Origin of the sequence: Microbacterium sp. KUDC0406, assembly GCF_021582875.1 — a bacterium.
Lineage (GTDB): Bacteria > Actinomycetota > Actinomycetes > Actinomycetales > Microbacteriaceae > Microbacterium.
This window is the reverse complement of the sequence record NZ_CP091138.1, coordinates 3,154,393-3,175,517: the sequence shown is the minus strand read 5'-3', so window position 1 is coordinate 3,175,517 and position 21,125 is coordinate 3,154,393. Positions and strand designations below refer to the sequence as shown.

The following is a 21,125-nucleotide window of genomic DNA, read 5'->3' as shown; positions in this document are numbered from 1 at the left end:
GGGGGCTGAGGCCCGGTCAGAGCCCGACCCACTCCGAGACGCCGTCGTCGTAGTGCTGGCGCTTCCAGATCGGCACCTCGTGCTTGATGATCTCGACCAGGCGCTCGCACGCGTCGAACGCCTCGGCACGGTGCGGGGCGGATGCCGCGGCGAACAGCGCCACATCGCCGACGCGCAGGTCTCCCACGCGGTGCGATGCCGCCACCGCGAACCCCGTCTCCTCGCGGATCCGGGTGACGCACGCCTCGAGGAAGCGCGCCGCGTCCGGGTGCGCGCGGTAGTCCAGCGACCTGACCGGCCTTCCGCCGTCATGATCACGCACCACACCGCAGAACATCACGACCGCGCCGCTGGCATCGGCCTCGACGGCCCGCCGGATGGCCGCCTCGTCGAGGGGGTCTCGGAGATCAGGTCGAAAGTCACAGTGCCTCCCGCACGCTGGATACGGTGTCGCCGCCGACAGAAGCGAAGGCCTGGATGCCGCCGGCGAGGTAGACCACGTCGTCGACGCCGCTCTCGAGCAGGATGCGCGCGGCGCTGCGCGACCGCGGATCCTTCTCGCAGTAGACCACGAGGGTCCCGTCTCCGGCATCCGGCTGCGCACCACCACGCAGGTCGCCGATGGGCAGCAGCGTGCTGCCGTCGATGCGGCGGCCGTCGGCCTCGTGCGGCTCGCGCACGTCCAGCAGGCGCAGCTGCTCGCCGGCACGGAGGCGACCGAGCAGCTCGGCAGCCGAGACGGATGCCAGGTCATCGTCGTCCTGCATTCCGCAGAACAGGTCGTAGTCGATCAGCTCGGTGATCTCAGGAGCGTCGTCAGATGCGCCGTACGGGATCTCGCGGGTGCGCGCTGTCAGCGCGTCGTAGAACAGCACCCTGCCGAGCAGCGGCTCGCCGATGCCGGTGATCAGCTTGATCGCCTCGGTCGCCATGAACGAACCGATGGCGGTGCACAGCGTCGGCAGCACTCCGCCCAGTTCGCACGACAGCGCCTCGTCCGCGGGCGGAGGTGCGGGGAACAGATCACGATAGGTCGGGCCGTGTCCCTGCCACGAGACACCGACCTGGCCGTGGAACCGCAGGATCGAACCCCAGACGAGAGGAATGCTCTCGAGCACCGACACATCGTTCGTCAGGTAGCGGGTGGGGAAGTTGTCGCTGCCGTCGATCAGCAGATCCCACCGCTCGGCGCCGTTCATGATCAGATTCAGCTGCGGGCTGCGCACCCGCATCGAATAGGTGATCACCCGGCATTCCGGGTCGATCGCGGCGACCGTCTCTGCGAGCGAGTCCACCTTGGGCCTGCCGATGTCGGCGACGCCGTGGCTGAGCTGACGATGCAGGTTGGACAGTTCGACGTCATCGTCGTCGATGATCCCGATCGTGCCGATGCCGGCCGCAGCCAGCGACGGGACGACTGCGCTGCCGAGCCCGCCGGCGCCGATCACCAGCACCCGGGCGCTCTGCAGCCGCCGCTGCGCGCTCTCGCCGAACCCGGGCAGCATGAGCTGACGGCTGTAGCGGGAGACCCGATCGGGGTCCAGCGGCGGACCCGGCTCGACGAGCGGAGACATGGTACCAGTGTACGCTTTCGCTGTCCGTCAGGCGGATATTCCCTTCCACCACTCGGATGCTGGATTCCGCATCGCGGGTAGCATGGGAGACATGGCGATGGTGACGGTGCGGTACTTCGCGGCGGCGGCAGATGCCGCGGGCTGCGAGCAGGAGCAGCTCGATCTCGACGCCGGCGCGACCGTCGGCGCGCTGCGCGACGCCCTGCAGGAGCGCTACGGCACTGCGATGGAGAAGGTGCTGCGCTCAGGGTCGTTCCTCGTCGACGGGGTCGTCCGCCGCGATCCCGCCTCCCCGATCTCGGCGAGCGTCGACGTGCTGCCGCCGTTCGCGGGCGGATGACCGTGCGCACGCACCTCGAGCACGCCGCCGCGGCGGCGGAGCTGCTCGCACCGCTCGCTGAGCGGCTGGCTGATCCGGCCCGCTCCGGCATCTGGCCCGTCGATCCGGAGAACTTTCCGCTGGGCCGCCTCCTCGCCGAGGACGTGACCTCTCCGGTCTCGCTCCCCCGCTTCGCGAACTCTCAGATGGACGGCTACGCCGTGCGCGCGGCAGATCTCGCCGTCGGCATCCGTTGACAAGCCCGTGCGCCTGCCGGTCGGGCCGACCAGCGCCGCGGGCGATCCGGTCGGCACGCTCACTCCTGGTACGGCCTCCCCTGTCATGACCGGCGCCGCCGTGCCGGACGGCGCGGATGCCGTGGTGCCGATCGAGCAGTGCGACCCCGCGCACTTCGTCGGCATCGGAGGCGGTGCGCACGACGCCCCGGAGGGCACGACCGTCGCGTTCCGTGCGCCTGTCAAGGCCGGCACCTTCGTGCGGTCCGTCGGCACCGACATCCAGGAGGGCGCGCCGCTGTTGACCGCCGGCACCCGGCTGGGACCGGCGCAGCTCGGCTCGCTCGCGGCCGCGGGCGTGCCGCTCGTGCGCGTGCAGGATCCGGTCCGCGTACTCAGTGCTCTCCACCGGACACGAGCTGCGGATGCCGGGCATCCGTCTCGATCCGGTCGCGGACAGCGGTGCGATCTACGACTCCAATTCGGCGATGATGGCGGCGGCCGTCACGGCCGGGGACGCGACCGCCGTGACCGCGTCGGCACCGGACGACGCCGCGGCGGTCGTGGACGCGATCGAGCAGCATCCGGATGTCGACCTGGTCGTGACGACCGGCGGTGTCAGCGCCGGCGCCTTCGAGGTCGTGCGCGACGCGCTCGCGCCGCTCGGCGTGGAGTTCGGGCCCGTCGCGATGCAGCCGGGCGGCCCGCAGGGCCTCGGCACGGCCGCGTTGCCGAGCGGGAGACGGATGCCGGTACTGGCGTTTCCGGGCAACCCCGTGTCGGCGCTGATCTCCTTCGAACTGTTCCTGCGCCCGCTGCTGCGCGGATTCGCCGGGCTGCCGGCGCACCGCCGCACCGAGCGCGGCGTGCTCGCACATGCCGTCACGTCGCCGGCCGCGAAGCATCAGGTGCGGCGCGGCACGGTGCATCCGGACGGCAGCATCGAGGTCGGCGCGCCGAGCTCCCACCTGCTGCACGCGTACGCCACCGCGAACGCGCTGGTGCACCTTCCGGTCGGGGTGGACTCCCTGCCCGCCGGCGCCGAGGTCGACTACTGGAGGATCGATGACTGAGACCGAGCCGAAGCTCACCCACCTGCGCGCCGACGGCTCGGCGCACATGGTCGACGTGACCGCGAAGGCGGTCACCCGCCGTGAGGCCAAGGCACAGGCCGTGCTCATCACCACGCCCGAGGTCGTGGCCGCGATCGCCGACGGCACGCTGCCCAAGGGGGAGGCACTGGGCACCGCTCGCCTGGCCGGCATCATGGGCGCCAAGCAGACCTCGAACCTGATCCCGCTGTGTCACCCGCTGCCGCTCACGAAGCTCGCCGTCGATCTCGAGCCCGGTCACGACCGCGTGCGCATCGTTGCGACCGCCGTGACCAACGGCGTCACCGGGGTCGAGATGGAGGCGCTCACCGCCGCGAGCGTCGCCGCACTGACCCTCTACGACATGATCAAGGCGGTCGACAACCGCGCGGTGATCACCGACATCCAGGTGCTCGCGAAGTCCGGCGGCAAGTCCGGCGACTGGTCCCGCGAATAGCCTCCCCCACTGCTCCGGTCTCAACGGATGCGGGTCCACGGGTGCCGACACCCGCAACGAGTGAGACCGGAACGGGAGAAGCGCACCCTCCGGTCGCGTCAGATCAGGATCGGGTCATATCAGGATCGGGAAGGTCAGCATGATGACGATCCCGGCGGCACCGACGACCATCGCCAGCGACAGCAGCGTCCAGCGCACCCACGGCACCAGGTCGCGCTGCGACATCGCGGTGAGGAACAGCACGAGCGCGAACAGCACGGTCAGCAGCGTGTAGTCGTCGCCGCGCTGGTTGCTCGCGAGCGCCTGTTCGAACTTCTTGTCGGCGTGCTGGGACAGCTTCTTCGCCTCGGCCGTTCCCGGCGGCACGTACTCCTTCATGGCGAACGGTCCCTGCTCGACCCGGTCGCCTGTGTTCCAGGCCTCGAACGCGGTGCGGAACTCCGGGGTGAAGCGCTGCTCGATGTACGTCATGAGCTGAGTGTTCCCGTCGGCCTCGGCAAGGACGTACTGCGTCCAGATCGTGAGGTCGTACTGCCGGGCGTCCCTCGCCTGTCCCTCGGCGGCGGTCGCCTGCACCCGGGCGCTGGACGCCTGGCTGAAGGCGATCGACATGTCACCGCCCCACTTGGACGCCTCGAACCCGCACCATGCGGTGACGACGGCCGTGATCGACAGCACGAACACCGCGATCACGTCGAAGACGTCACGCTTCTTCCTGGTCTGCGCCATCGCCGACCTCCTCGGCAACATCCTGGCATGCCGCCCCCGGTCGTCGAGCGAGCGATGGTCGTTGAGCGAGCGCCAGCGAGTCGAAACGCAGAGTCGATACGCCCACAAGCCCGCGAGACACGTCACCACGTTTCGTCTCGCTCCTTCGTCGCTCGCTCAACGACCCGGATGATCACCCGCGAGCGCAGCGAGACGAAACGCGTCCAGGTATCCCCGATGGCTTGACGTCGGATGCTCCCAGTACCGTCCGAGGATGAGAGGAGTCACCTACATCCTGCGGTGCGCCGACGGCACGTACTACGTCGGCAGCACAGTCGATCTCCAGCGGCGCCTCGAGCAGCACGCTGCAGGCATGGGCAGCGCGTACACCCGGCGGCGCCTTCCGGTCGAACTGGCCTGGTCAGAGGAGTTCCGCGACATCGCAGAGGCGTTCGCCTGGGAGAAGCGGATCCAGGGCTGGGGCCATGCGAAACGCGAGGCGTTCATGACCGGAGGTCTCGACGCGGTCGTCGGATGGAGCAGGCGGCAGAGAGCAGCGAGGGCGGGGCGCTGATTCCGAAACACGTCACCACGTTTCGTCTCGCTCCTCCGTCGCTCGCTCAACGACCGGGATGGTCACGCCTCCCTCGGTCGTTGAGCGAGCGCAGCGAGACGAAACGCGTCCACAAGCTCGCGAGACACGTCACGACGTTTCGTCTCGCTCGTACCTCGCTCGCTCAACGACCGGGCGGCGCAGATGAGGACGACGGGAGGCGGACGCCGTTGTCCCCGCCCCGCCGAGTCAGCGTCAGAAGAGGTCGGCGGCGATCCTGCGCCCGACGTCGACCAGCAGGCTCTTCGCGTTCGCGATGCTCTTCGCGGAATCCGGCTCGATCTCGCTCAGCGCGTAGACGCGTGCGAAACCGGCGGATGCCACGGCCCCGGCATCCAGGGTCGACCGGCCGCACACCGCGATGACGGGCACGCCCGCCGCGCGGGCGACGGCGGCCACGCCCAGCGGCGTCTTCCCGCCGAGGCTCTGGTCGTCCAGGCTGCCCTCGCCGGTGATCACGAGGTCGGCGCCGACCACGCGGTCGGCGAGACCCGTCAGACGCTGCACGACCTCGACGCCGGGCTCCCGCCGGGCGCCGAGCACGGCGAGCGCCGCATAGCCGACGCCGCCGGCGGCACCCGACCCCGCAGCGGAGATCGACGGCCGCACGCCCGGCTGCTGCTCGAGCAGCTCGGCGAAGTGCGCGAGTGCGGCATCCAGCTCGGCGACATCCGCGACGGATGCCCCCTTCTGCGGGCCGAAGATCGCGGCGGCGCCGCGCTCACCGAGCAGCGGGTTGTCCACGTCGCTGGCCAGCACGATCTCGGCCTCTGCGATCCGTCGGGTCCAGACCCGAGACGTCCACCGTCGCCAGGGATGCGAGCGCCGCGCCACCGCCGGAAAGCTCCTCCCCGAGGCATCCGTCAGCGAGACGCCGAGCGCCTGCAGCATCCCCGCGCCGCCGTCGGTGTTGGCGCTGCCGCCGATGCCCAGCACGATCGAGATGCAGCCGCGGTCCAGCGCGGCGCGGATCAGGTCTCCGGTGCCACGGCTGGTGGCCGCCCGGGCGGCGCGCACACCGCCCGGGAGGACATCCAGTCCACTCGCCGCGGCCATCTCGATGATGGCCTGCCGGCCGCGGACTGCGAACCGCGCGGTGACGGGGTCCCCCACGGGCCCCGTCACCTCTGCGGCATCCGCCGTGAATCCGGCGGCGAGGGCAGCGTCGACCGTCCCCTCGCCGCCGTCGGCGACCGGCACCTGCTCGATCACGGCATCCTCACGAACCGACCGGATCCCGTCCCTGAGAGCGGCGGCGACCTCGGCCCCCGTCGCGGATCCCTTGAACTTGTCGGACGCGATGAGAATGCGCATGATCAGAGCAGGCCGGGGTCAGTCGAGCAGCGCGTAGATCGCCGCGGGGCGTCCTGCGCAGTCGTCGCCAGGTCTTCGAACTCGTTCATGGTGTCGAGGTCGGCACCCATCGCGATGTTGGTGACGCGCTCGAGGATGACCTCGACGACCACCGGCACCTGGAACTCGTCCTTCAGTCGCTCGGCCTCGGCGAAGCCGGCGGCGAGGTCCTCAGGACGCTCGACGCGGATCGCCTTGCAGCCCAGGCCCTCGGCCACCTTGACGTGGTCGACGCCGTAGCCCGTGGCGATCGAGGACGAGTCCTGCGGGGTGTTGACGTTGTCGAACGCCAGCGACACCTCGTAGTCCATCTCGAAGCCGCGCTGCGACTGACGGATCAGGCCCAGGTAGCTGTTGTTCACCACGACGTGGATGTACGGCAGCTTGTGCTGCGCGCCCACGGCGAGCTCCTCGATCATGAACTGGAAGTCGTAGTCGCCCGAGAGCGCGACGACCTGCTCGCCCGGCTTGCCGCGTACGACGCCGAGGGCTGCGGGGCCGGTCCAGCCCAGCGGGCCGGCCTGACCGGCGTTGATCCACTTGCGGGGGCCGTAGACGTGCAGCAGCTGCGCACCCGCGATCTGCGACAGGCCGATCGTGGTCACGAAGGTGGTGTCGCGGTCGAACGCCGACAGCATCTCCTGGTAGACGCGGTGCGGCTTCATCGGCACGTCGTCGAAGTTGGTCTTGCGCTGCAGGCGCGCCTTGCGGTCGCGGCACTCCTGTGCCCAGCCGTTGTAGTCGGGCAGTTCGGCGACGCGATCGCGAGCGGCCTCGAGCAGCGCGTCGATGAACGCGCCGGCGTCGGAGACCACACCGTAGTCGGGCGCGAACACGCGGCCGATCTGGGTGGGCTCGATGTCGACGTGCACGAAGGTGCGGCCCTTGCGGTAGGTGTCCAGGCCGCCGGTGTGGCGGTTGGCCCAGCGGTTGCCGATGCCCAGCACGAAGTCGCTCTCCAGAAAGCTCGCGTTGCCGTAGCGCTGCGAGGTCTGGATGCCGACCAGGCCGGCCGCCAGCGGGTGGTCGTCGGCGATGGCACCCCAGCCCATCAGGGTGGGGACCACGGGCACGCCGAGGGTCTCGGCCAGCTCGACGAGCTTGTCGGATGCTCCGGAGTTCACGATGCCGCCACCGGCGATGATCACCGGGTGCTTCGACGCGGTCAGCATGTCGAGCACCTTCTCGGCCTGCGCGCGGGTCGCGGTGGGCCCCACCACCGGAAGCGGCTCGTAGGTGTCGATGTCGAACTCGATCTCGGTCATCTGCACGTCGAACGGCAGGTCGATCAGCACCGGGCCCGGGCGGCCGGAGCGCATGATCTGGAACGCGCTCTGGAAGACGCCGGGGACCTGCGCGCCCTCGAGCACGGTCTTCGCGAACTTCGTCACCGGCTTCGCGATCGACGCGATGTCGACGGCCTGGAAGTCCTCCTTGTCGAGCTTCGCCACCGGCGCCTGGCCGGTGATGCACAGCATCGGGATGGAGTCGGCGATCGCGGCGTAGAGGCCGGTGATCATGTCGGTGCCGGCGGGGCCGGAAGTGCCGAGGCAGACGCCGATGCGGCCGTCGCCGGTACGGCTGTATCCGTCGGCCATGTGCGAGGCGCCCTCGACGTGGCGGGCCAGGGTGTGCCGGATGCCGCCGTTGGCGCGCATCGCGGAGTAGAGCGGGTTGATGGCGGCGCCCGGCAGGCCGAAGGCCTCGTCGGCCCCCTCCTTGATCAGGATCTGGACGATGGCGTCCACTGCGCGCATGCGAGTCATTTTCGTGTCCTTAGAAAGTGTGCTGGAGATCGCGCTTATTCGCGACCGGAGAGCTCGGCGGTGAGCTTGAACAGACCGGAGTGGTCGAGCCCGCCGTCGCCGCGGGCGACGAGCGAGGTGACCAGCTGCGCGACGGCCGAGCCGAGCGGAACGGAGATGCCGGCCTGTCGTGCGGCGGCGGTGACGATGCCCAGGTCCTTGTTGTGCAGGGCCAGGCGGAAGCCGGGGGTGAAGTCACGGTCGAGGATCTTCTGACCCTTCTGGTCGAGCACCTTCGAGCCCGCCAGTCCCCCGCCGAGCACCTTGAGTGCGGCATCCGTGTCGACGCCGTAGGCCTCGAGAAAGAGGATGGCCTCGCTGAGCGCCTGGATGTTGACGGCGACGATGAGCTGGTTGGCGGCCTTGACGGTCTGGCCCGCACCGGCAGGGCCGACGTGCACGATGGTCTTTCCGACCGCGTTCAGCACGGGCTCCGCCTTGGCGAAGTCCTCGGGCGAACCACCGGTCATGATCGAGAGGACGCCGTCGATGGCCCCCTGCTCGCCACCCGAGACGGGGGCGTCGACGGCGCCGAAGCCGGCGGCCACGGCCTCCTCGGCGAGCTCCTTGGCGACGTCCGGCCGGATCGACGAGTTGTCGATCCACAGTGCACCGGCCTTGGCGTTGGCGAACACGCCGTCCGGGCCCTGCACGACGCCCGCGACATCCGGCGAGTCCGGGACCATCGTGACGATGACGTCGGCGTCCTTGACCGCGTCGGCGATGCTGGTGGCGCCCTTGCCGCCGGCGGCGACGAGCTTGTCGATCGCCTCCTGGCTGCGGTTGAAGCCGGTCACGTCGAAGCCGGCGTTCACGAGGTTCTTGGCCATCGGCAGGCCCATGATGCCGAGTCCGATGAATGCGATGTTGGTCATGTCTTCGCTCCTTCGCGGAAAGTGATGGGATCAGGCCTGCGCGGTGACCGCGGTCCAGGCGAACGGGTCGGCCTGCGTGGCCTTGTACTCCAGGCCGATGACGCCCTGGTAGCCGCCGGCCTGCGCGTCGGCGATCCACTGCGCGATCGGCAGGTCGCCGGTGCCGGGCTCGCCGAGGCCCGGAGCATCCGCGATCTGGATGTGACCGAACTCGGCGGCGTGGCCGGCGATCACGGCGGCGACGTCGTCGCCGTTGACGGCCAGGTGGTAGAAGTCGGCGAGCAGCTTCACGTTGTCGACGCCCTGCTCGTTCTTGACGCGCTCGATGATCGCCAGCGCGTCGGCGGCGGTCTTCAGCGGATAGGCGTCGGCGCCGGAGACGGGCTCGAGCAGCACGATGCCGCCCAGCTCGGCGACGGCGCGCCCGGCGATCGCGAGGTTCTCGACGGCAAGGTCGTCCTGCTCCTGCTCGGACACGCCCTCCTGGCGCAGGCCGTACAGGGCGTTGAAGGCCTTGGTGCCGGTGCGTTCGCCGATCGCGACGACGACGTCGACGTTCGCGCGGAACTCGTCCTCGCGGCCGACCCACGAAACCAGCCCGCGGTCGCCGGCAGGCATGTCGCCCGCGAAGAAGTTCAGGCCGGTGAGCTGCACGCCGGCGTCCTGGATCGCGGTCACGAAGGCGTCGACCTCGGATGCCGCCGGGACGGCGGTCGAGAAGGGCCACCAGAACTCGACGGCGTCGAAGCCGGCGGCCTTGACGGCAGCCGGACGCTCGTTCACCGGCAGATCGGTCAGCAGGATCGAGGCGTTGACGGTGTAGCTCATGTGATCACCCTTGATTCGTTCGCGGTTCGTCTTCCTGATCCTGATTTCGGATTATGGAAGAAAAGTTCTGTTGTATGAAATAGTACGCGCGGATGCCCGGGATGTCAACGGCTGCGACATCCGATCCCCGGCATCCGTTCACCGAGAACAGGACAACGTGCGAGAACAGGACGGATGCCCGGGATCTGTCCTGTTCTCGCGAGACGTCCTGTTCCCGCGCGCCAGCCCGCCTACGGCAGTAATGCGCCGATTCCGACACGTCGTACGGTGTCGGACCGTCGTGCCATCATGAACGCGTGCTCACGTTTCCTCTTCCGCCCGCGGTCAACTCGTCCATGGACCAGGCCGCGGCCGAAGTAGCGTCGATCTGGCGTCCTAACACCGGCCTCACGACCGACGTCATAGAACTCGCTCAGCACCGCACCGCTACGGTCGCTGCAACGTTGCGCACCGAGTATCGCCTCACTGGGTTGGATGATGACGAGCTCCAGATCCAGGTCTACGAGGAGTTGATCTCTCGGTCGCGACGGCTGCGCGACGAAGACGCAGCGCGCCGGGCGGCCGACCACGCCGAGGCAGCGGAACATCGCCGCTCTGAGCTTCAAACCGCTCTCGAGGCACGACACCATGCCGAGGACCTGAAACGGAAGAAGTATGGAGAACCTCCATACTCAGGAGCATTCCTCTTGGAACAAGTGGCCACAGTGTCGCCGACAGCGTCCAAGTCTGACGTCTTTTACCTCGTGCGAGCCCTCTCCGCGACTCTCTCTAGCTTCTGGATCAGAAGCGGTGGGCCAGTGTTGCCCCCATAGTCACCGAAGTGATCGAGAATGTCTGTGCTGCGGTTGCAGATGAACTAGACCTCGCTCGTGGCGACTGGGACTACGTCGACGGCAAGGGTCTCCCGCAGCGCCCTGCGAGATCGTCTATTCAGTCGGTCCTGCTCGACACGGCGATCGATGATGCCCTTGAGATCGCGGCCGGCGCAATCCCTTTCGATGGGCAGGGTTGGGCTGACTTCTCATCAGCCTCGTTCTTGACCGAGACTGCGGACGCCTACTTGGCCGCGAAAGACGACCAGTCGAGACAGAGCGCTGGGATGCCTCCGTATTCAGGCCAGTACCTGCTGGTTCGACTCGACGAAGTCGGGTTTCCCCCGAGACGCGAGCCGATGTCCTTACTCTGGTACACGCGGTTGGCACCGGACTCGCTGACCTTTGGGTCGCGAACGGTGGCACTGAGATCCCGAGCGCCATCGTCGCCATGCTCGACAGCATCTGCCTGACGCTCGCGAACTCCATCGATCTCACCAGCGGCGGGTGGGATTTCACCGATGACGAAGGACTCCCAGCACGGCCGACATCCCAGGTGATCCGAACTGTCCTTTTCAACATCGCCATGGACCAGGCACTCGAAGAAGCAAAGGGCCAAATCCCATTCGACAGCACTGGGTGGGACGAAGTCTCCATTCCTGACTTCCTCGACGGCGTCGCCGAAGCGTACGCAACCGAGCAAAAGTACCGAACCGAAGTAGCGGAAGAACTCGCCCGACGGGATGCGACTGAAGCCCTCCCGGGAACTGACCATTCCCTCGAGGAGTGGCAAGGCCTGCACCCAGCCCCAGCACCCCAGCCGTACGGCATCTCACCCGCGGGAGCCGAACGCTGGATTTGCGACTGGATGATTCACATGGGCGCGGCGGATGCCACCACCACGCCGGTGTCGGGAGACGGCGGGATCGACATAGTCGCCACAGGTTATGTCGCACAAGTCAAGCTCTATTCATCTCCGGCTGCGATCGCCGAGATCCGCGAACTCGTAGGAGCGGCCGCGGTGCTCAGCGAAGCGCCGCGCTTGCTCTTCTTTTGTTCCGGCGGTTTCCCGGCTCAGGCGGAGTCTTTCGCCGACGCCGTCGGAATGTCACTGTTCCAGTTCAAGCCGGAGACGGGCGAGGTCACGGCCTCGAATCAGAACGCTGAGGCACTGCTCAGAACCGGTCTCCTTATCTGAGCAGATGAATGCACACGTCTACGCTCCCGCTCAACCGGCTACGGGTCCATACCCGCTCCCCGATCCGACGAGCGGATCGCGGGAGCGGTGAACGATGCTGCAGGCGTGGGGCGATGAGAGCATGCGCACGGTCCGGGTCGACCGACCGTCGTATCTCTTGGGCGCCGTCGTCGCTGATGCGTCCGAAAGCGATGAGATGCGCAAGGAAATGCTCGGGCTCCCCGCCGCGGACCGAAGCTTCATTGGCGCGATCAGGAAGATCGGTCGCGACGCGAGGCGATCACACGGATCGCGGGCTTCGACGCCTTCCACATCGTCGTCGTCGCAGCGCCTGTGGACCCGAGACGACAGGAACGCGCGCGGGCACTCTGCCTGGAACGACTTGCCTGGCACTTGGACGACTTGGGCGTGCGGCTGCTCACGCTTGAAGCGCGTCCACTCCAGCTGATGAAACGAGATCTCCGTACGGTCGACGCTCTCCGGCGGCAAGCACGCACTTCCGAACGGGCTGCGCATCGAGCACGGCAGGCCCAGTGGGCCCAACGCCGAGCCAATGCTCTGGATCGCCGATCAAGTGCTCGGCGCCGTAGGCGAACACCTGAGCAGCGGACGCACTGATTGGTTCGACATCCTCAATCCGTCGCTGACCGTCGACCGCATCGACCTCTAGACACGCGAAAGCCGGGTCCCGTCCAGAGGGGCGGGAGTCCCGGCTTTTACTTCCCTTCCCCAGCGGGGGCGGGCTGCATCGAGTGTACCCCGACGGTCGCATCCGAGCATCCTCCACTCGAAGACGACGAACGCCGCCCACCAGCACGGCGGACGGCGTTCGACACGAGAACCTGAACTCAGGTCAGCTTGATCTGGCGGTTCATGTCCTTGTACAGCAGGTAGCGGAAGTCGCCGGGGCCGCCGGCGTAGCAGGCCTGCGGGCAGAACGCGCGGAGCAGCATGTAGTCGCCGGCCTCGACCTCGACCCAGTCGTCGTTGAGGCGGTAGACGGCCTTGCCCTCGAGCACGAACAGGCCGTGCTCCATGACGTGCGTCTCGGCGAACGGGATCGAGCCGCCCGGCTTGAAGGTGACGATGTTCACCTGCATGTCGTGCGCCATGTCGTTCGAGTCGGCGAAGCGGGTGGTCAGCCAGGCGTCGGTGCCGACCATGGGGGTCGGTTCGACGTCCTGATCGCGGGTGACGAAGGATGCCGGAGCATCGACGCCGTCGATCCACTCGTAGGCCTTGCGGATCCAGTGGAAGCTGGTGATCTCGTCGCCCTCGTTCTTGAGCGACCAGTTCGCGCCGGGCGCGAGGAAGGCGTAGCCGCCCTCCTCGAGCATGTGCTCCTCACCCTCGAGGGTCAGAGTCAGGCGACCGGTGGTGACGAACACCACGCCCTCGACGCCGGCCTCGACCTCGGGCTTCTCGGCCCCGCCGCCGGGGGCGATCTCGACGATCAGCTGCGAGAAGGTCATCGCGGAGCTCGGGGTCGGCTTGGCGATGATCCAGGCGCGGGTGTTCGTGAAGCCGGGCAGGCTGCTGGTGACGATGTCGCGCAGCACGCCCTTCGGGATGACCGTGTAGGCCAGCTTGACGATCGCGCGGTCGGTGAGCAGGTCGGTCTGCGGGGGCAGGCCGCCGGCGGGGGTGTAATAGCTCATGCGTTCTCCTTGGCTGCGAGCTTCGGGTAAGCGAGGCGGACGAGTTCGGCGGGCTCAGCACCCGTCGCGGACCGCACCTCGTCTTCGGTGATCGCGCCGCATTCGGCGCCGCGCACCACGAACCGCGCCAGAGCGCGGGCGGTGGCAGGTTCATCCATGATCGTCGCGTCGCTGCCGTGCAGATAGTTGTCCAGGCGCTTGGCGGCGGCGGCGAAGCCCTCGCGGTAGAACGCGTAGGTCGCGAGATACCGGGTGGGCAGCTGCGCGGCGTGCAGGTCCCAGCCCTGGTAGTAGCCGCGCTCGAGCGAGCGCCGCACCAGGCGGGCATGCAGCTTCCAGGCATCCTCCGCGTTCTCGCCGACGGGGATGACGTTGGTCGACCCGTCGGAGAGGCGGACACCGGTCTCGGCGACCGCGACCTGCATGACCTGCTTGGCGTAGTCGGCGGCCGGGTGCTCCATGGACTGGTACGCCGCGGCGATCTGCAGCGAGGCGCTGTAGTCGTAGGTGCCGTAGTGCAGCGCGGTGACGCGGCCGTTCGACCGGTGCAGCAGGGTCGCGACCGGCACGGTGCCGTCCGCGGCGACGATGAGCTGCGGGGTCTCCATCTGCACCTCGAAGCGCAGGCGCCCGGCGGGAAGGCCGAGCCGCTCCTCGAAGATCTCGCAGAGCGAGACCATCGCCTCGACCTGCTCGATCGTCGTGACCTTCGGCAGCGTCAGGACGAGACCGTCCGGCAGGCCGCCGCGTCGAACAAGCGTGGTCAGGAACAGGTCGAGAGTGCGGATGCCGGCGGCGCCGGGTCGGCGCCTCGAAGCACTTGAACCGGATGCCGATGAACGGCGGCGCGACACCGGCGGCGACCGCCTGTGAGACCCGCTCCGCAGCGAGGACCGCGTCGGCGTCCTCCTCGTCGTCGGGGCGTGCGCCGTAGCCGTCCTCGAAGTCGAGGCGCAGGTCCTCGACCGGCTCGTTCGCGAGCTTCGCCTCGACCAGCGGGGCGAGCTCGCCCGCGAGGTGGCCGAGACCGACGGCCTCGGCCAGTGCGGCGACGCCGCCGAACGCGGATGCAGCATCCGCGGCATCCGTTCCGAGCTGTGCGGTCAGCTCCGGGGTGAAGCGGTCGGCCGGCACGTACAGCGTGTGCACGGGCTGACGCGAACCGTCATCGCCGGGGTACTCGGTCGCGAGCAGCGTGTCGGTGCCGCTGAGTGCGGTGTCGACGTCTGCGAGGTCCTGCTCGCCGAGGGTTCCGTTGACGGTCAAATCGTTCACTCCTTGCCGGCCTTGACGACACGCACGATCGCCTCGGCGACGGCGCCCGCCACCTCGGGGTCGAACACGCTGGGGATGATGAAGCTGGCGTTGCGCTCCTCATCGTCGACGCGGCTCGCGATCGCCTCGGCGGCTGCGACCAGCATAGGCGGCGTGATGTCGGACACGCCCGCGTCGAGCAGACCGCGGAAGAAGCCGGGGAACGCCAGCACGTTGTTGATCTGGTTCGGGAAGTCGCTGCGACCGGTGGCCACGACGGCTGCGTGCTTGGAGGCGATGACCGGGTCGACCTCGGGGGTCGGGTTGGCCATCGCGAACACGATCGCGTCGTCCGCCATCGCGGCGATGTCCGCCTCGTCGAGCACGTTCGGGGCGCTGACGCCGATGAACACGTCGGCGCCGACGACGGCCTCCTTCAGAGTGCCCTTGAAGCCCCGCGGGTTGGTGGTCGCGGCGAGCTCGATGCGGTGCGCGTCGGTGTACTCGTCGTCGCGGTTGATCGCGCCGTTGCGGCCGCAGGCGACGATGTCGACGGCGCCCTGCTCGAGCAGCAGCTGGGCGATGGCGTTGCCGGCTGCGCCGACACCGGAGAGGACGATGCGGACATCCTCGATCTTCTTGTCGACCACCTTCAGCGCGTTGTGCAGCGCCGCCAGGGTGACGATCGCGGTGCCGTGCTGGTCGTCGTGGAAGACGGGGATGTCGAGCTCGTCGCGCAGGCGGGCCTCGATCTCGAAGCAGCGCGGGGCGGCGATGTCCTCGAGGTTCACGCCGCCGTAGACCGGGGCGATCGCCTTGACGATCTTGATGATCTCCTCGGTGTCCTGGGTGTCCAGGCAGACCGGCCAGGCGTCGACGTTGGCGAACTGCTTGAACAGGGCGGCCTTGCCCTCCATGACGGGCAGTGCGGCCTCGGGGCCGATGTTGCCCAGACCGAGCACGGCCGAGCCGTCGGTGACCACGGCGATGGTGTTGCGCTTGACGGTGAGCTTGCGGGCCTTGCTCTTGTCCTCGGCGATCGCCATGCAGACGCGGGCGACGCCCGGGGTGTAGGCGCGGGACAGATCGTCGCGGTTGCGCAGCGGAACGCTGGGGACCACTTCGAGCTTGCCGCCGAGGTGCATCAGGAAGGTGCGGTCGCTGACCTGACGGACATGCACGCCCTCGAGAGCCTGGACCGCGTCGCGGATGCTCTCCGCGTGGGCCTCGTCGACGGTGTTGCAGGTCAGGTCGACGACGATGGTCGTCGGGTGCGATTCGACGACGTCGAGCGCGGTGATGACAGCACCCGCGGCAGCGGCGGTCGCCGCGAGCTCACTGGTCACGCTGAAGTTGGACGGCGCGTCGATGCGCAGGGTGATCGAGTTGCCAGGACCCGGGTTCGCCATGATGCCTCCCCTTCGAGGGCTGTTGATTTTCGTATCGTGGAGACTATTATCTACTTAGCGAAAGTTTTATGCAAGTGGTATACCGAACCGCGCGCGAATTTCCGGCATAGACCTTTCGCATGATGGAATTACAAGACGAATACTGAGGAGTGACCATGGTCGATGCGACGAAGCCCGCCAAGAGCTCGGCGTCCGGAGTCCAGTCCGTAGAGCGCGTCTTCGAGTTGCTCGAGCTCATAACGGATGCCGGCGGCGACGTCACCCTCAGCGAACTCTCCGCGTCGACCGACCTGCCACTCCCCACCATCCACCGCCTGCTGCGCACGCTCGTCGCGCTCGGCTACGCCCGCCAGCTGCCCAACCGGCGCTACGCGCTCGGGCCGCGGCTGATCCGCATCGGCGAGGGCGCCGCCCGCCAGTTCGGCGCGCTCGCGCGCCCGCAGCTGAAGAGCCTCGTCGACCAGCTCGGCGAGAGCGCCAACATGGCGGTGCTCGACGGCGACATGGTCGTCTACGTGGCGCAGGTGCAGTCCCAGCACTCGATGCGCATGTTCACCGAGGTGGGCCGCCGCGCCAACGTGCACGACACCGGCGTGGGCAAGGCGATCCTCGCGCAGCTGCCGAACGACACTGTCCGCGGCATCGTCGGCCGCACCGGCATGGCGACGCCCACCGAGTTCAGCATCGGCACGGTCGAGGACCTGATCGCCGAGCTCGACCGCATCCGCGAGCGCGGATACTCGATCGACGAGCAGGAGCAGGAGATCGGCGTGCGCTGCTACGCGATGGCCGTGCCGGATGCTCCGACGCTGACCGCCGTGTCGGTGTCGGGCCCGATCTCGCGCGTCACCGAGGAGTTCGCTTCGCGCGCCATCCCCCTGCTGCGCTCCGCCGCCGAGGCCATCTCGGCCGACCTCGCGGCCTGAAGGCCGATACGACGCCCCACCCCGCGGGTCGTTGAGCGAGCGAAGCGAGACGAGACGCCTTCAGGTCAGGTGAGAGCGTTTCGTCTCGGTCGCAGGCTCCCTCGCCCAACGACCGGAGCGAGAAACCCTACCCGCCGGGTCGTTGAGCGAGCGGAGCGAGACGAAACGTCTTCAGGTCAGCTGAAAGCGCTTCGTCTCGGTCGCAGGCTCCCTCGCCCAACGACCGGAGCGAGACACCCTACCCGCCGGGTCGTTGAGCGAGCGGAGCGAGACGAAACGCCGTGACGCTCCTGGCGGACGCAGCGCGTTTCGTCTTCGCTCCTGCGTCGCTCCGCTCAACGACCGGGAAGTGACCACCGGTGGGCGTCACTCCGCGTCGGAACCGCTGCTGCCGGCGTTCACGTCGAGCAGGCGGTACTTCTCCGCGGCCTGCGCCGGCAGCGCAGCATCCACCTCGCCGCGCTTCGCGAGCAGCTGCAGCGTGCGCACCACGACCGACGGACCGTCGATCTTGAAGAACCGGCGGGCGGCGGCACGGGTGTCCGAGAAGCCGAAGCCGTCGGCGCCGAGGGTCGCCCAGTCGTTCGGCACGAACTGCCGCACGGAGTCGGCCCAGTCCTTCGCGTAGTCGCTGACCGCGACGATCGGGCCGTGCGCATCGGCGAGCTGCTGCTGGATGAACGGCACCCGCGAGCCCTGTCCGAGGAACTCCTGCTCCTCCGCGGCGACCGCGTCGCGGCGCAGTTCGGTCCACGAGGTGACCGACCAGATGTCCGCCTCGACGCCCCAGTCGTCGCGCAGCAGCTGCTGCGCCTCCTGCGCCCAGGTGACGCCGATGCCGGATGCCAGCAGGTGCGCCTTCGGCGCGGCCGCCGGGGCGATCCGGTGGATGCCGCCGAGGATGCCCTCGACATCGACGCCCTCGGGCTCGGCCGGCTGCACGATCGGCTCGTTGTAGACCATCAGGTTGTAGATGTGGTTGCGGTCGGTGGAGTCCGGTCCGTACATCCGCTCCAGGCCGGCGCGCATGATGTGGCCGATCTCGTAGCCGAACGCCGGGTCGTAGGTCACCACGGCCGGGTTGGTCGCCGCCAGCAGCGGCGAGTGGCCGTCGGCGTGCTGCAGGCCCTCGCCGGTGAGCGTGGTGCGCCCGGCGGTGGCCGAGATGAGGAATCCGCGTGTCATCTGGTCGGCCGCCGCCCACAGCGAGTCGCCGGTGCGCTGGAAGCCGAACATCGAGTAGAAGACGTACACCGGGATCAGCGGCACGCCGTGCGTGGCGTAGCTGGTGCCGGCGGCGGTGAACGCGGCGATGGACCCCGCCTCGTTGATGCCGATGTGCAGGATCTGGCCCGCCTCGGACTCCTTGTACGACAGCACGATCTCGCGGTCGACGGCGAGGTAGTTCTGGCCGTTCGGGTTGTAGATCTTCGCGGTCGGGAAGAACGCGTCCATGCCGAACGTGCGCGCCTCGTCGGGGATGATCGGCACGATGCGCTTGCCGAACTCCTTGTCGCGCATGAGGTCCTTCAGCACGCGCACGAAGGCCATCGTGGTGGCCGCCTGCTGCTTGCCGGAGCCGCGCGCCGCGACCTCGTACGCCTTCGCGTCGGGCAGGGCGATCTCGCCGGACGCGTTCGGCCGGCGCTCGGGCAGGTAGCCGCCGAGAGCACGGCGCCGCTCCTGCAGGTACTGGATCTCCGGAGCATCCTGGCCGGGGTGGTAGTACGGCGGCAGGTACGGATTCTCCTCGAGCTGCGCGTCGCTGATCGGCACGCGCAGATGGTCGCGGAAGTCCTTGAGGTCCTGCAGGGTGAGCTTCTTCATCTGGTGCGTCGCGTTGCGCGCCTCGAAGTGCGGGCCGAGACCGTAGCCCTTCACGGTCTTCACCAGGATGACGGTGGGCCTGCCGTTGTGCGCGAGCGACTGCTGGTAGGCCGCGAAGACCTTGTGGTAGTCGTGACCGCCGCGCTTCAGCCCCCAGATCTCGTCGTCGGTGAGATTCTCGACGAGCGCGCGCGCACGGGGGTCGCGGCCGAAGAAGTTCTCCCGGATGAACCCGCCCGACTCGGCCTTGTACGTCTGGTAGTCGCCGTCGCGAGTGGTGTTCATGATGTCGAGCAGGGCGCCCTCGGCGTCCGCCTCGAGAAGCGAATCCCACTCGCGCCCCCAGACCACCTTGATGACGTTCCAGCCCGCGCCGCGGAAGAAGCCCTCGAGCTCCTGGATGATCTTGCCGTTTCCGCGCACCGGACCGTCCAGGCGCTGCAGGTTGCAGTTCACGACGAAGGTGAGGTTGTCGAGGCCGTCGTTGGCGGCGAGCTGCAGCAGACCGCGGCTCTCCGGCTCGTCCATCTCGCCGTCGCCGAGGAACGCCCAGACGTGCTGGTCGGAGGTGTCCTTCAGGCCGCGACCCAGCAGGTAGCGGTTGTTCTGCGCCTGGTAGATCGCGTTCATCGGGCCGATGCCCATCGACACGGTCGGGAACTCCCAGAACTCCGGCATCAGGCGCGGGTGCGGGTACGAGCTCAGCGCGTGTCCCTCGCGGGACTTCTCCTGCCGGAAGCCGTCGAGGTCCTCCTCGCTGAGACGCCCCTCCATGAAGGCGCGGGCGTACATGCCCGGAGAGGCGTGGCCCTGGAAGAAGACCTGGTCGCCGCCGCCCGGGTGGTCCTTGCCGCGGAAGAAGTGGTTGAAGCCGACCTCGTAGAGGGTCGCGGCACCGGCGTAGGTGGAGATGTGCCCGCCGACGCCGATGCCCGGGCGCTGCGCGCGATGCACCAGCACGGCGGCGTTCCACCGCATCCAGGCGCGGTAGCGCCGCTCCAGGTCTTCGTCGCCGGGGTATTCCGGCTCGGCGGATGCCGGGATGGTGTTGACGTAGTCCGTGGTGGCGCTCGGCTCGGCCGGCCCGGTAGCGGGTGCGGCGATTCCGGCGCGATCGACCAGTTCGCGGACGATGTACTCGCCCCTGTCCGAACCGCGCTGCGCGATCAGCGCATCGAGCGACTCGAGCCATTCGGCGGTCTCTTCGGGGTCGTGGTCCGTGGTGTCGGAGCCGAGTGCGCCGGTGCTGCGATCTGCATACATGGTCGGCCTTTCTTGTTAGATGTAGGAATGGAAAGTCAGAGCGTGGACGGACGCATCGCCGTGGTGACCGGAGCGGGTTCGGGGATCGGCCGGGCGACCGCGCACGCCCTGCACGACGCCGGATTCCGGGTCGCTCTGCTGGGGCGCCGCGAGGCGGCCCTGCACGAGACCGCGCAGGATCGGGAGCGGATGCTGGTGCTGCCGGCCGACGTGACGTCTGACGCCGACGTGGATGCCGCATTCGCCGCCGTCGTGGCCGAATGGGGCCGTGTGGACGTGCTGTTCAACAACGCCGGAGCGTTCGGCCCGGCGGCATCCGCCGCCGACGTCGAACCGGATGACTGGCGCGCGACGCTCGAGGTGAACGTGACCGGCGCGCTGCTCTGCGCCCGTGCAGCGATGCGCGTGATGCGGGCGCAGCAGCCGCGGGGCGGACGCATCATCAACAACGGCTCGATCTCGGCGCGCGTGCCCCGCCCGCAGTCGGTCGCCTACTCGGTGAGCAAGCATGCCATCACCGGGCTGACGAGGTCCATCGACCTGGACGGCCGCGCGGACGGCATCTCGTGCGGTCAGATCGACATCGGCAACGCGGCCACGAGCATCATGACCGAGATCGGCGTGGGTTCCGGAGCGCTGCAGCCCGACGGCTCGCGCCTGGTTGAGCCGACCTTCGACGTCGCCGACGCCGCCAGGGCGGTGGTCTTCATGGCGCAGCTGCCACCGGAGGCGAACATCGCCGAGCTGGTGGTGACTGCGGCGGGGATGCCGTACGGAGGCCGGGGCTGATCCGCAGAGCGGCGAGCCGGTCATCGACGGACCTCCTCACCCGATCTTCCATCTTCTTTCATCATATGAAAGAAACCTTTCATCATGCGTAAACCAGTGTGCGCCCTGAGCAGCGACTCTGTCAAGAGCA

At 68.5% G+C, this 21,125-nt stretch carries 18 protein-coding genes and 2 pseudogenes; 9 read left to right on the top strand and 11 right to left on the bottom strand.

Features of this window, described 5'->3' with window-relative positions; genetic code table 11:
* Positions 1-16 precede the first annotated feature (16 nt).
* Entirely contained in the window at positions 17-463 is a 447-nt protein-coding gene (locus L2X99_RS15645) for a molybdenum cofactor biosynthesis protein MoaE (RefSeq protein WP_442923530.1), read from the bottom strand.
* On the bottom strand, positions 420-1,574 hold the full coding sequence (locus L2X99_RS15640) for a ThiF family adenylyltransferase (RefSeq protein ID WP_236125949.1): 1,155 nt from the start codon (positions 1,572-1,574) through the stop codon (positions 420-422). The genes L2X99_RS15645 and L2X99_RS15640 overlap by 44 nt, the downstream gene beginning before the upstream one ends.
* Positions 1,575-1,665: 91 nt before the next feature.
* Here L2X99_RS15640 and L2X99_RS15635 point away from each other — a divergent pair, with 91 nt between their 5' ends.
* The 5 genes and pseudogenes from L2X99_RS15635 (at position 1,666) to moaC (ending at position 3,677) form a co-directional block, all read left to right on the top strand.
* Positions 1,666-1,914 (top strand): MoaD/ThiS family protein, encoded by a 249-nt coding sequence (locus L2X99_RS15635; protein ID WP_236125950.1) that lies wholly within the window; start codon positions 1,666-1,668, stop codon positions 1,912-1,914.
* Entirely contained in the window at positions 1,911-2,150 is a 240-nt protein-coding gene (locus tag L2X99_RS18035) for a hypothetical protein (protein WP_268928530.1), read from the top strand. Before L2X99_RS15635 ends, L2X99_RS18035 begins: the two co-directional genes overlap by 4 nt.
* 7 nt (positions 2,151-2,157) lie before the next feature.
* A pseudogene (locus L2X99_RS18030) lies at positions 2,158-2,427 on the top strand (molybdopterin molybdenumtransferase MoeA); the annotation flags it as partial.
* A gap of 127 nt (positions 2,428-2,554) precedes the next feature.
* Positions 2,555-3,202, top strand: coding sequence for a molybdopterin-binding protein (locus L2X99_RS15625; RefSeq protein ID WP_236135371.1), 648 nt, complete (start codon positions 2,555-2,557; stop codon positions 3,200-3,202).
* On the top strand, positions 3,195-3,677 hold the full coding sequence (gene moaC / locus L2X99_RS15620; RefSeq protein WP_236125951.1) for a cyclic pyranopterin monophosphate synthase MoaC: 483 nt from the start codon (positions 3,195-3,197) through the stop codon (positions 3,675-3,677). The genes L2X99_RS15625 and moaC overlap by 8 nt, the downstream gene beginning before the upstream one ends.
* A gap of 114 nt (positions 3,678-3,791) precedes the next feature.
* Here moaC and L2X99_RS15615 read toward each other — a convergent pair whose 3' ends face one another.
* On the bottom strand, positions 3,792-4,406 hold the full coding sequence (locus L2X99_RS15615) for a hypothetical protein (protein WP_236125952.1): 615 nt from the start codon (positions 4,404-4,406) through the stop codon (positions 3,792-3,794).
* A 253-nt stretch (positions 4,407-4,659) separates the two neighbouring features.
* Here L2X99_RS15615 and L2X99_RS15610 point away from each other — a divergent pair, with 253 nt between their 5' ends.
* Positions 4,660-4,959: a GIY-YIG nuclease family protein gene (locus L2X99_RS15610; protein WP_236135370.1), complete on the top strand. Its 300-nt coding sequence runs from the start codon at positions 4,660-4,662 to the stop codon at positions 4,957-4,959.
* Between the two features lie 234 nt (positions 4,960-5,193).
* Here L2X99_RS15610 and L2X99_RS15605 read toward each other — a convergent pair whose 3' ends face one another.
* The 4 genes from L2X99_RS15605 to L2X99_RS15590 are packed head-to-tail and all read right to left on the bottom strand — an operon-like array spanning position 5,194 to position 9,859.
* The gene (locus tag L2X99_RS15605) at positions 5,194-6,312 is read right to left on the bottom strand and encodes a glycerate kinase (RefSeq protein ID WP_236135369.1); all 1,119 of its coding nucleotides are present in this window, start codon (positions 6,310-6,312) and stop codon (positions 5,194-5,196) included.
* A gap of 2 nt (positions 6,313-6,314) precedes the next feature.
* Complete coding sequence (gcl, locus tag L2X99_RS15600) at positions 6,315-8,117, bottom strand: glyoxylate carboligase (protein WP_236125954.1); 1,803 nt, start codon at positions 8,115-8,117, stop codon at positions 6,315-6,317.
* 35 nt (positions 8,118-8,152) lie between these two features.
* Positions 8,153-9,031 (bottom strand): 2-hydroxy-3-oxopropionate reductase, encoded by an 879-nt coding sequence (locus tag L2X99_RS15595; RefSeq protein WP_236135368.1) that lies wholly within the window; start codon positions 9,029-9,031, stop codon positions 8,153-8,155.
* A 30-nt stretch (positions 9,032-9,061) separates the two neighbouring features.
* Positions 9,062-9,859 carry a hydroxypyruvate isomerase family protein gene (locus L2X99_RS15590; RefSeq protein WP_236135367.1) on the bottom strand — a complete coding sequence of 266 codons (798 nt, stop codon included), beginning with the start codon at positions 9,857-9,859 and terminating at the stop codon, positions 9,062-9,064.
* A 1,263-nt stretch (positions 9,860-11,122) separates the two neighbouring features.
* Between L2X99_RS15590 and L2X99_RS15585 the strand changes: the two genes are divergently transcribed.
* Positions 11,123-11,869, top strand: coding sequence for a restriction endonuclease (locus L2X99_RS15585; protein WP_236125956.1), 747 nt, complete (start codon positions 11,123-11,125; stop codon positions 11,867-11,869).
* An 848-nt stretch (positions 11,870-12,717) separates the two neighbouring features.
* On the opposite strand, the gene L2X99_RS15580 is transcribed toward L2X99_RS15585, so the two are convergent.
* The 3 genes and pseudogenes from L2X99_RS15580 to L2X99_RS15570 form a co-directional block, all read right to left on the bottom strand.
* Positions 12,718-13,527 carry a bifunctional allantoicase/(S)-ureidoglycine aminohydrolase gene (locus tag L2X99_RS15580; RefSeq protein ID WP_236125958.1) on the bottom strand — a complete coding sequence of 270 codons (810 nt, stop codon included), beginning with the start codon at positions 13,525-13,527 and terminating at the stop codon, positions 12,718-12,720.
* Positions 13,524-14,793: pseudogene (locus tag L2X99_RS15575) on the bottom strand (DUF6986 family protein). The gene L2X99_RS15580 and the pseudogene L2X99_RS15575 overlap by 4 nt, the downstream one beginning before the upstream one ends.
* Positions 14,794-14,798: 5 nt before the next feature.
* Entirely contained in the window at positions 14,799-16,190 is a 1,392-nt protein-coding gene (locus L2X99_RS15570) for an NAD-dependent malic enzyme (protein ID WP_236125960.1), read from the bottom strand.
* A gap of 155 nt (positions 16,191-16,345) precedes the next feature.
* On the opposite strand from L2X99_RS15570, the gene L2X99_RS15565 reads away from it, so the two are divergent.
* Positions 16,346-17,116 carry an IclR family transcriptional regulator gene (locus L2X99_RS15565; protein WP_236125961.1) on the top strand — a complete coding sequence of 257 codons (771 nt, stop codon included), beginning with the start codon at positions 16,346-16,348 and terminating at the stop codon, positions 17,114-17,116.
* 366 nt (positions 17,117-17,482) lie between these two features.
* Here L2X99_RS15565 and aceE read toward each other — a convergent pair whose 3' ends face one another.
* Positions 17,483-20,206 carry a pyruvate dehydrogenase (acetyl-transferring), homodimeric type gene (gene aceE, locus L2X99_RS15560; RefSeq protein WP_236125962.1) on the bottom strand — a complete coding sequence of 908 codons (2,724 nt, stop codon included), beginning with the start codon at positions 20,204-20,206 and terminating at the stop codon, positions 17,483-17,485.
* Positions 20,207-20,233: 27 nt separating this feature from the next.
* On the opposite strand from aceE, the gene L2X99_RS15555 reads away from it, so the two are divergent.
* Complete coding sequence (locus tag L2X99_RS15555) at positions 20,234-20,995, top strand: SDR family oxidoreductase (protein ID WP_236125963.1); 762 nt, start codon at positions 20,234-20,236, stop codon at positions 20,993-20,995.
* Positions 20,996-21,125 lie beyond the last annotated feature (130 nt).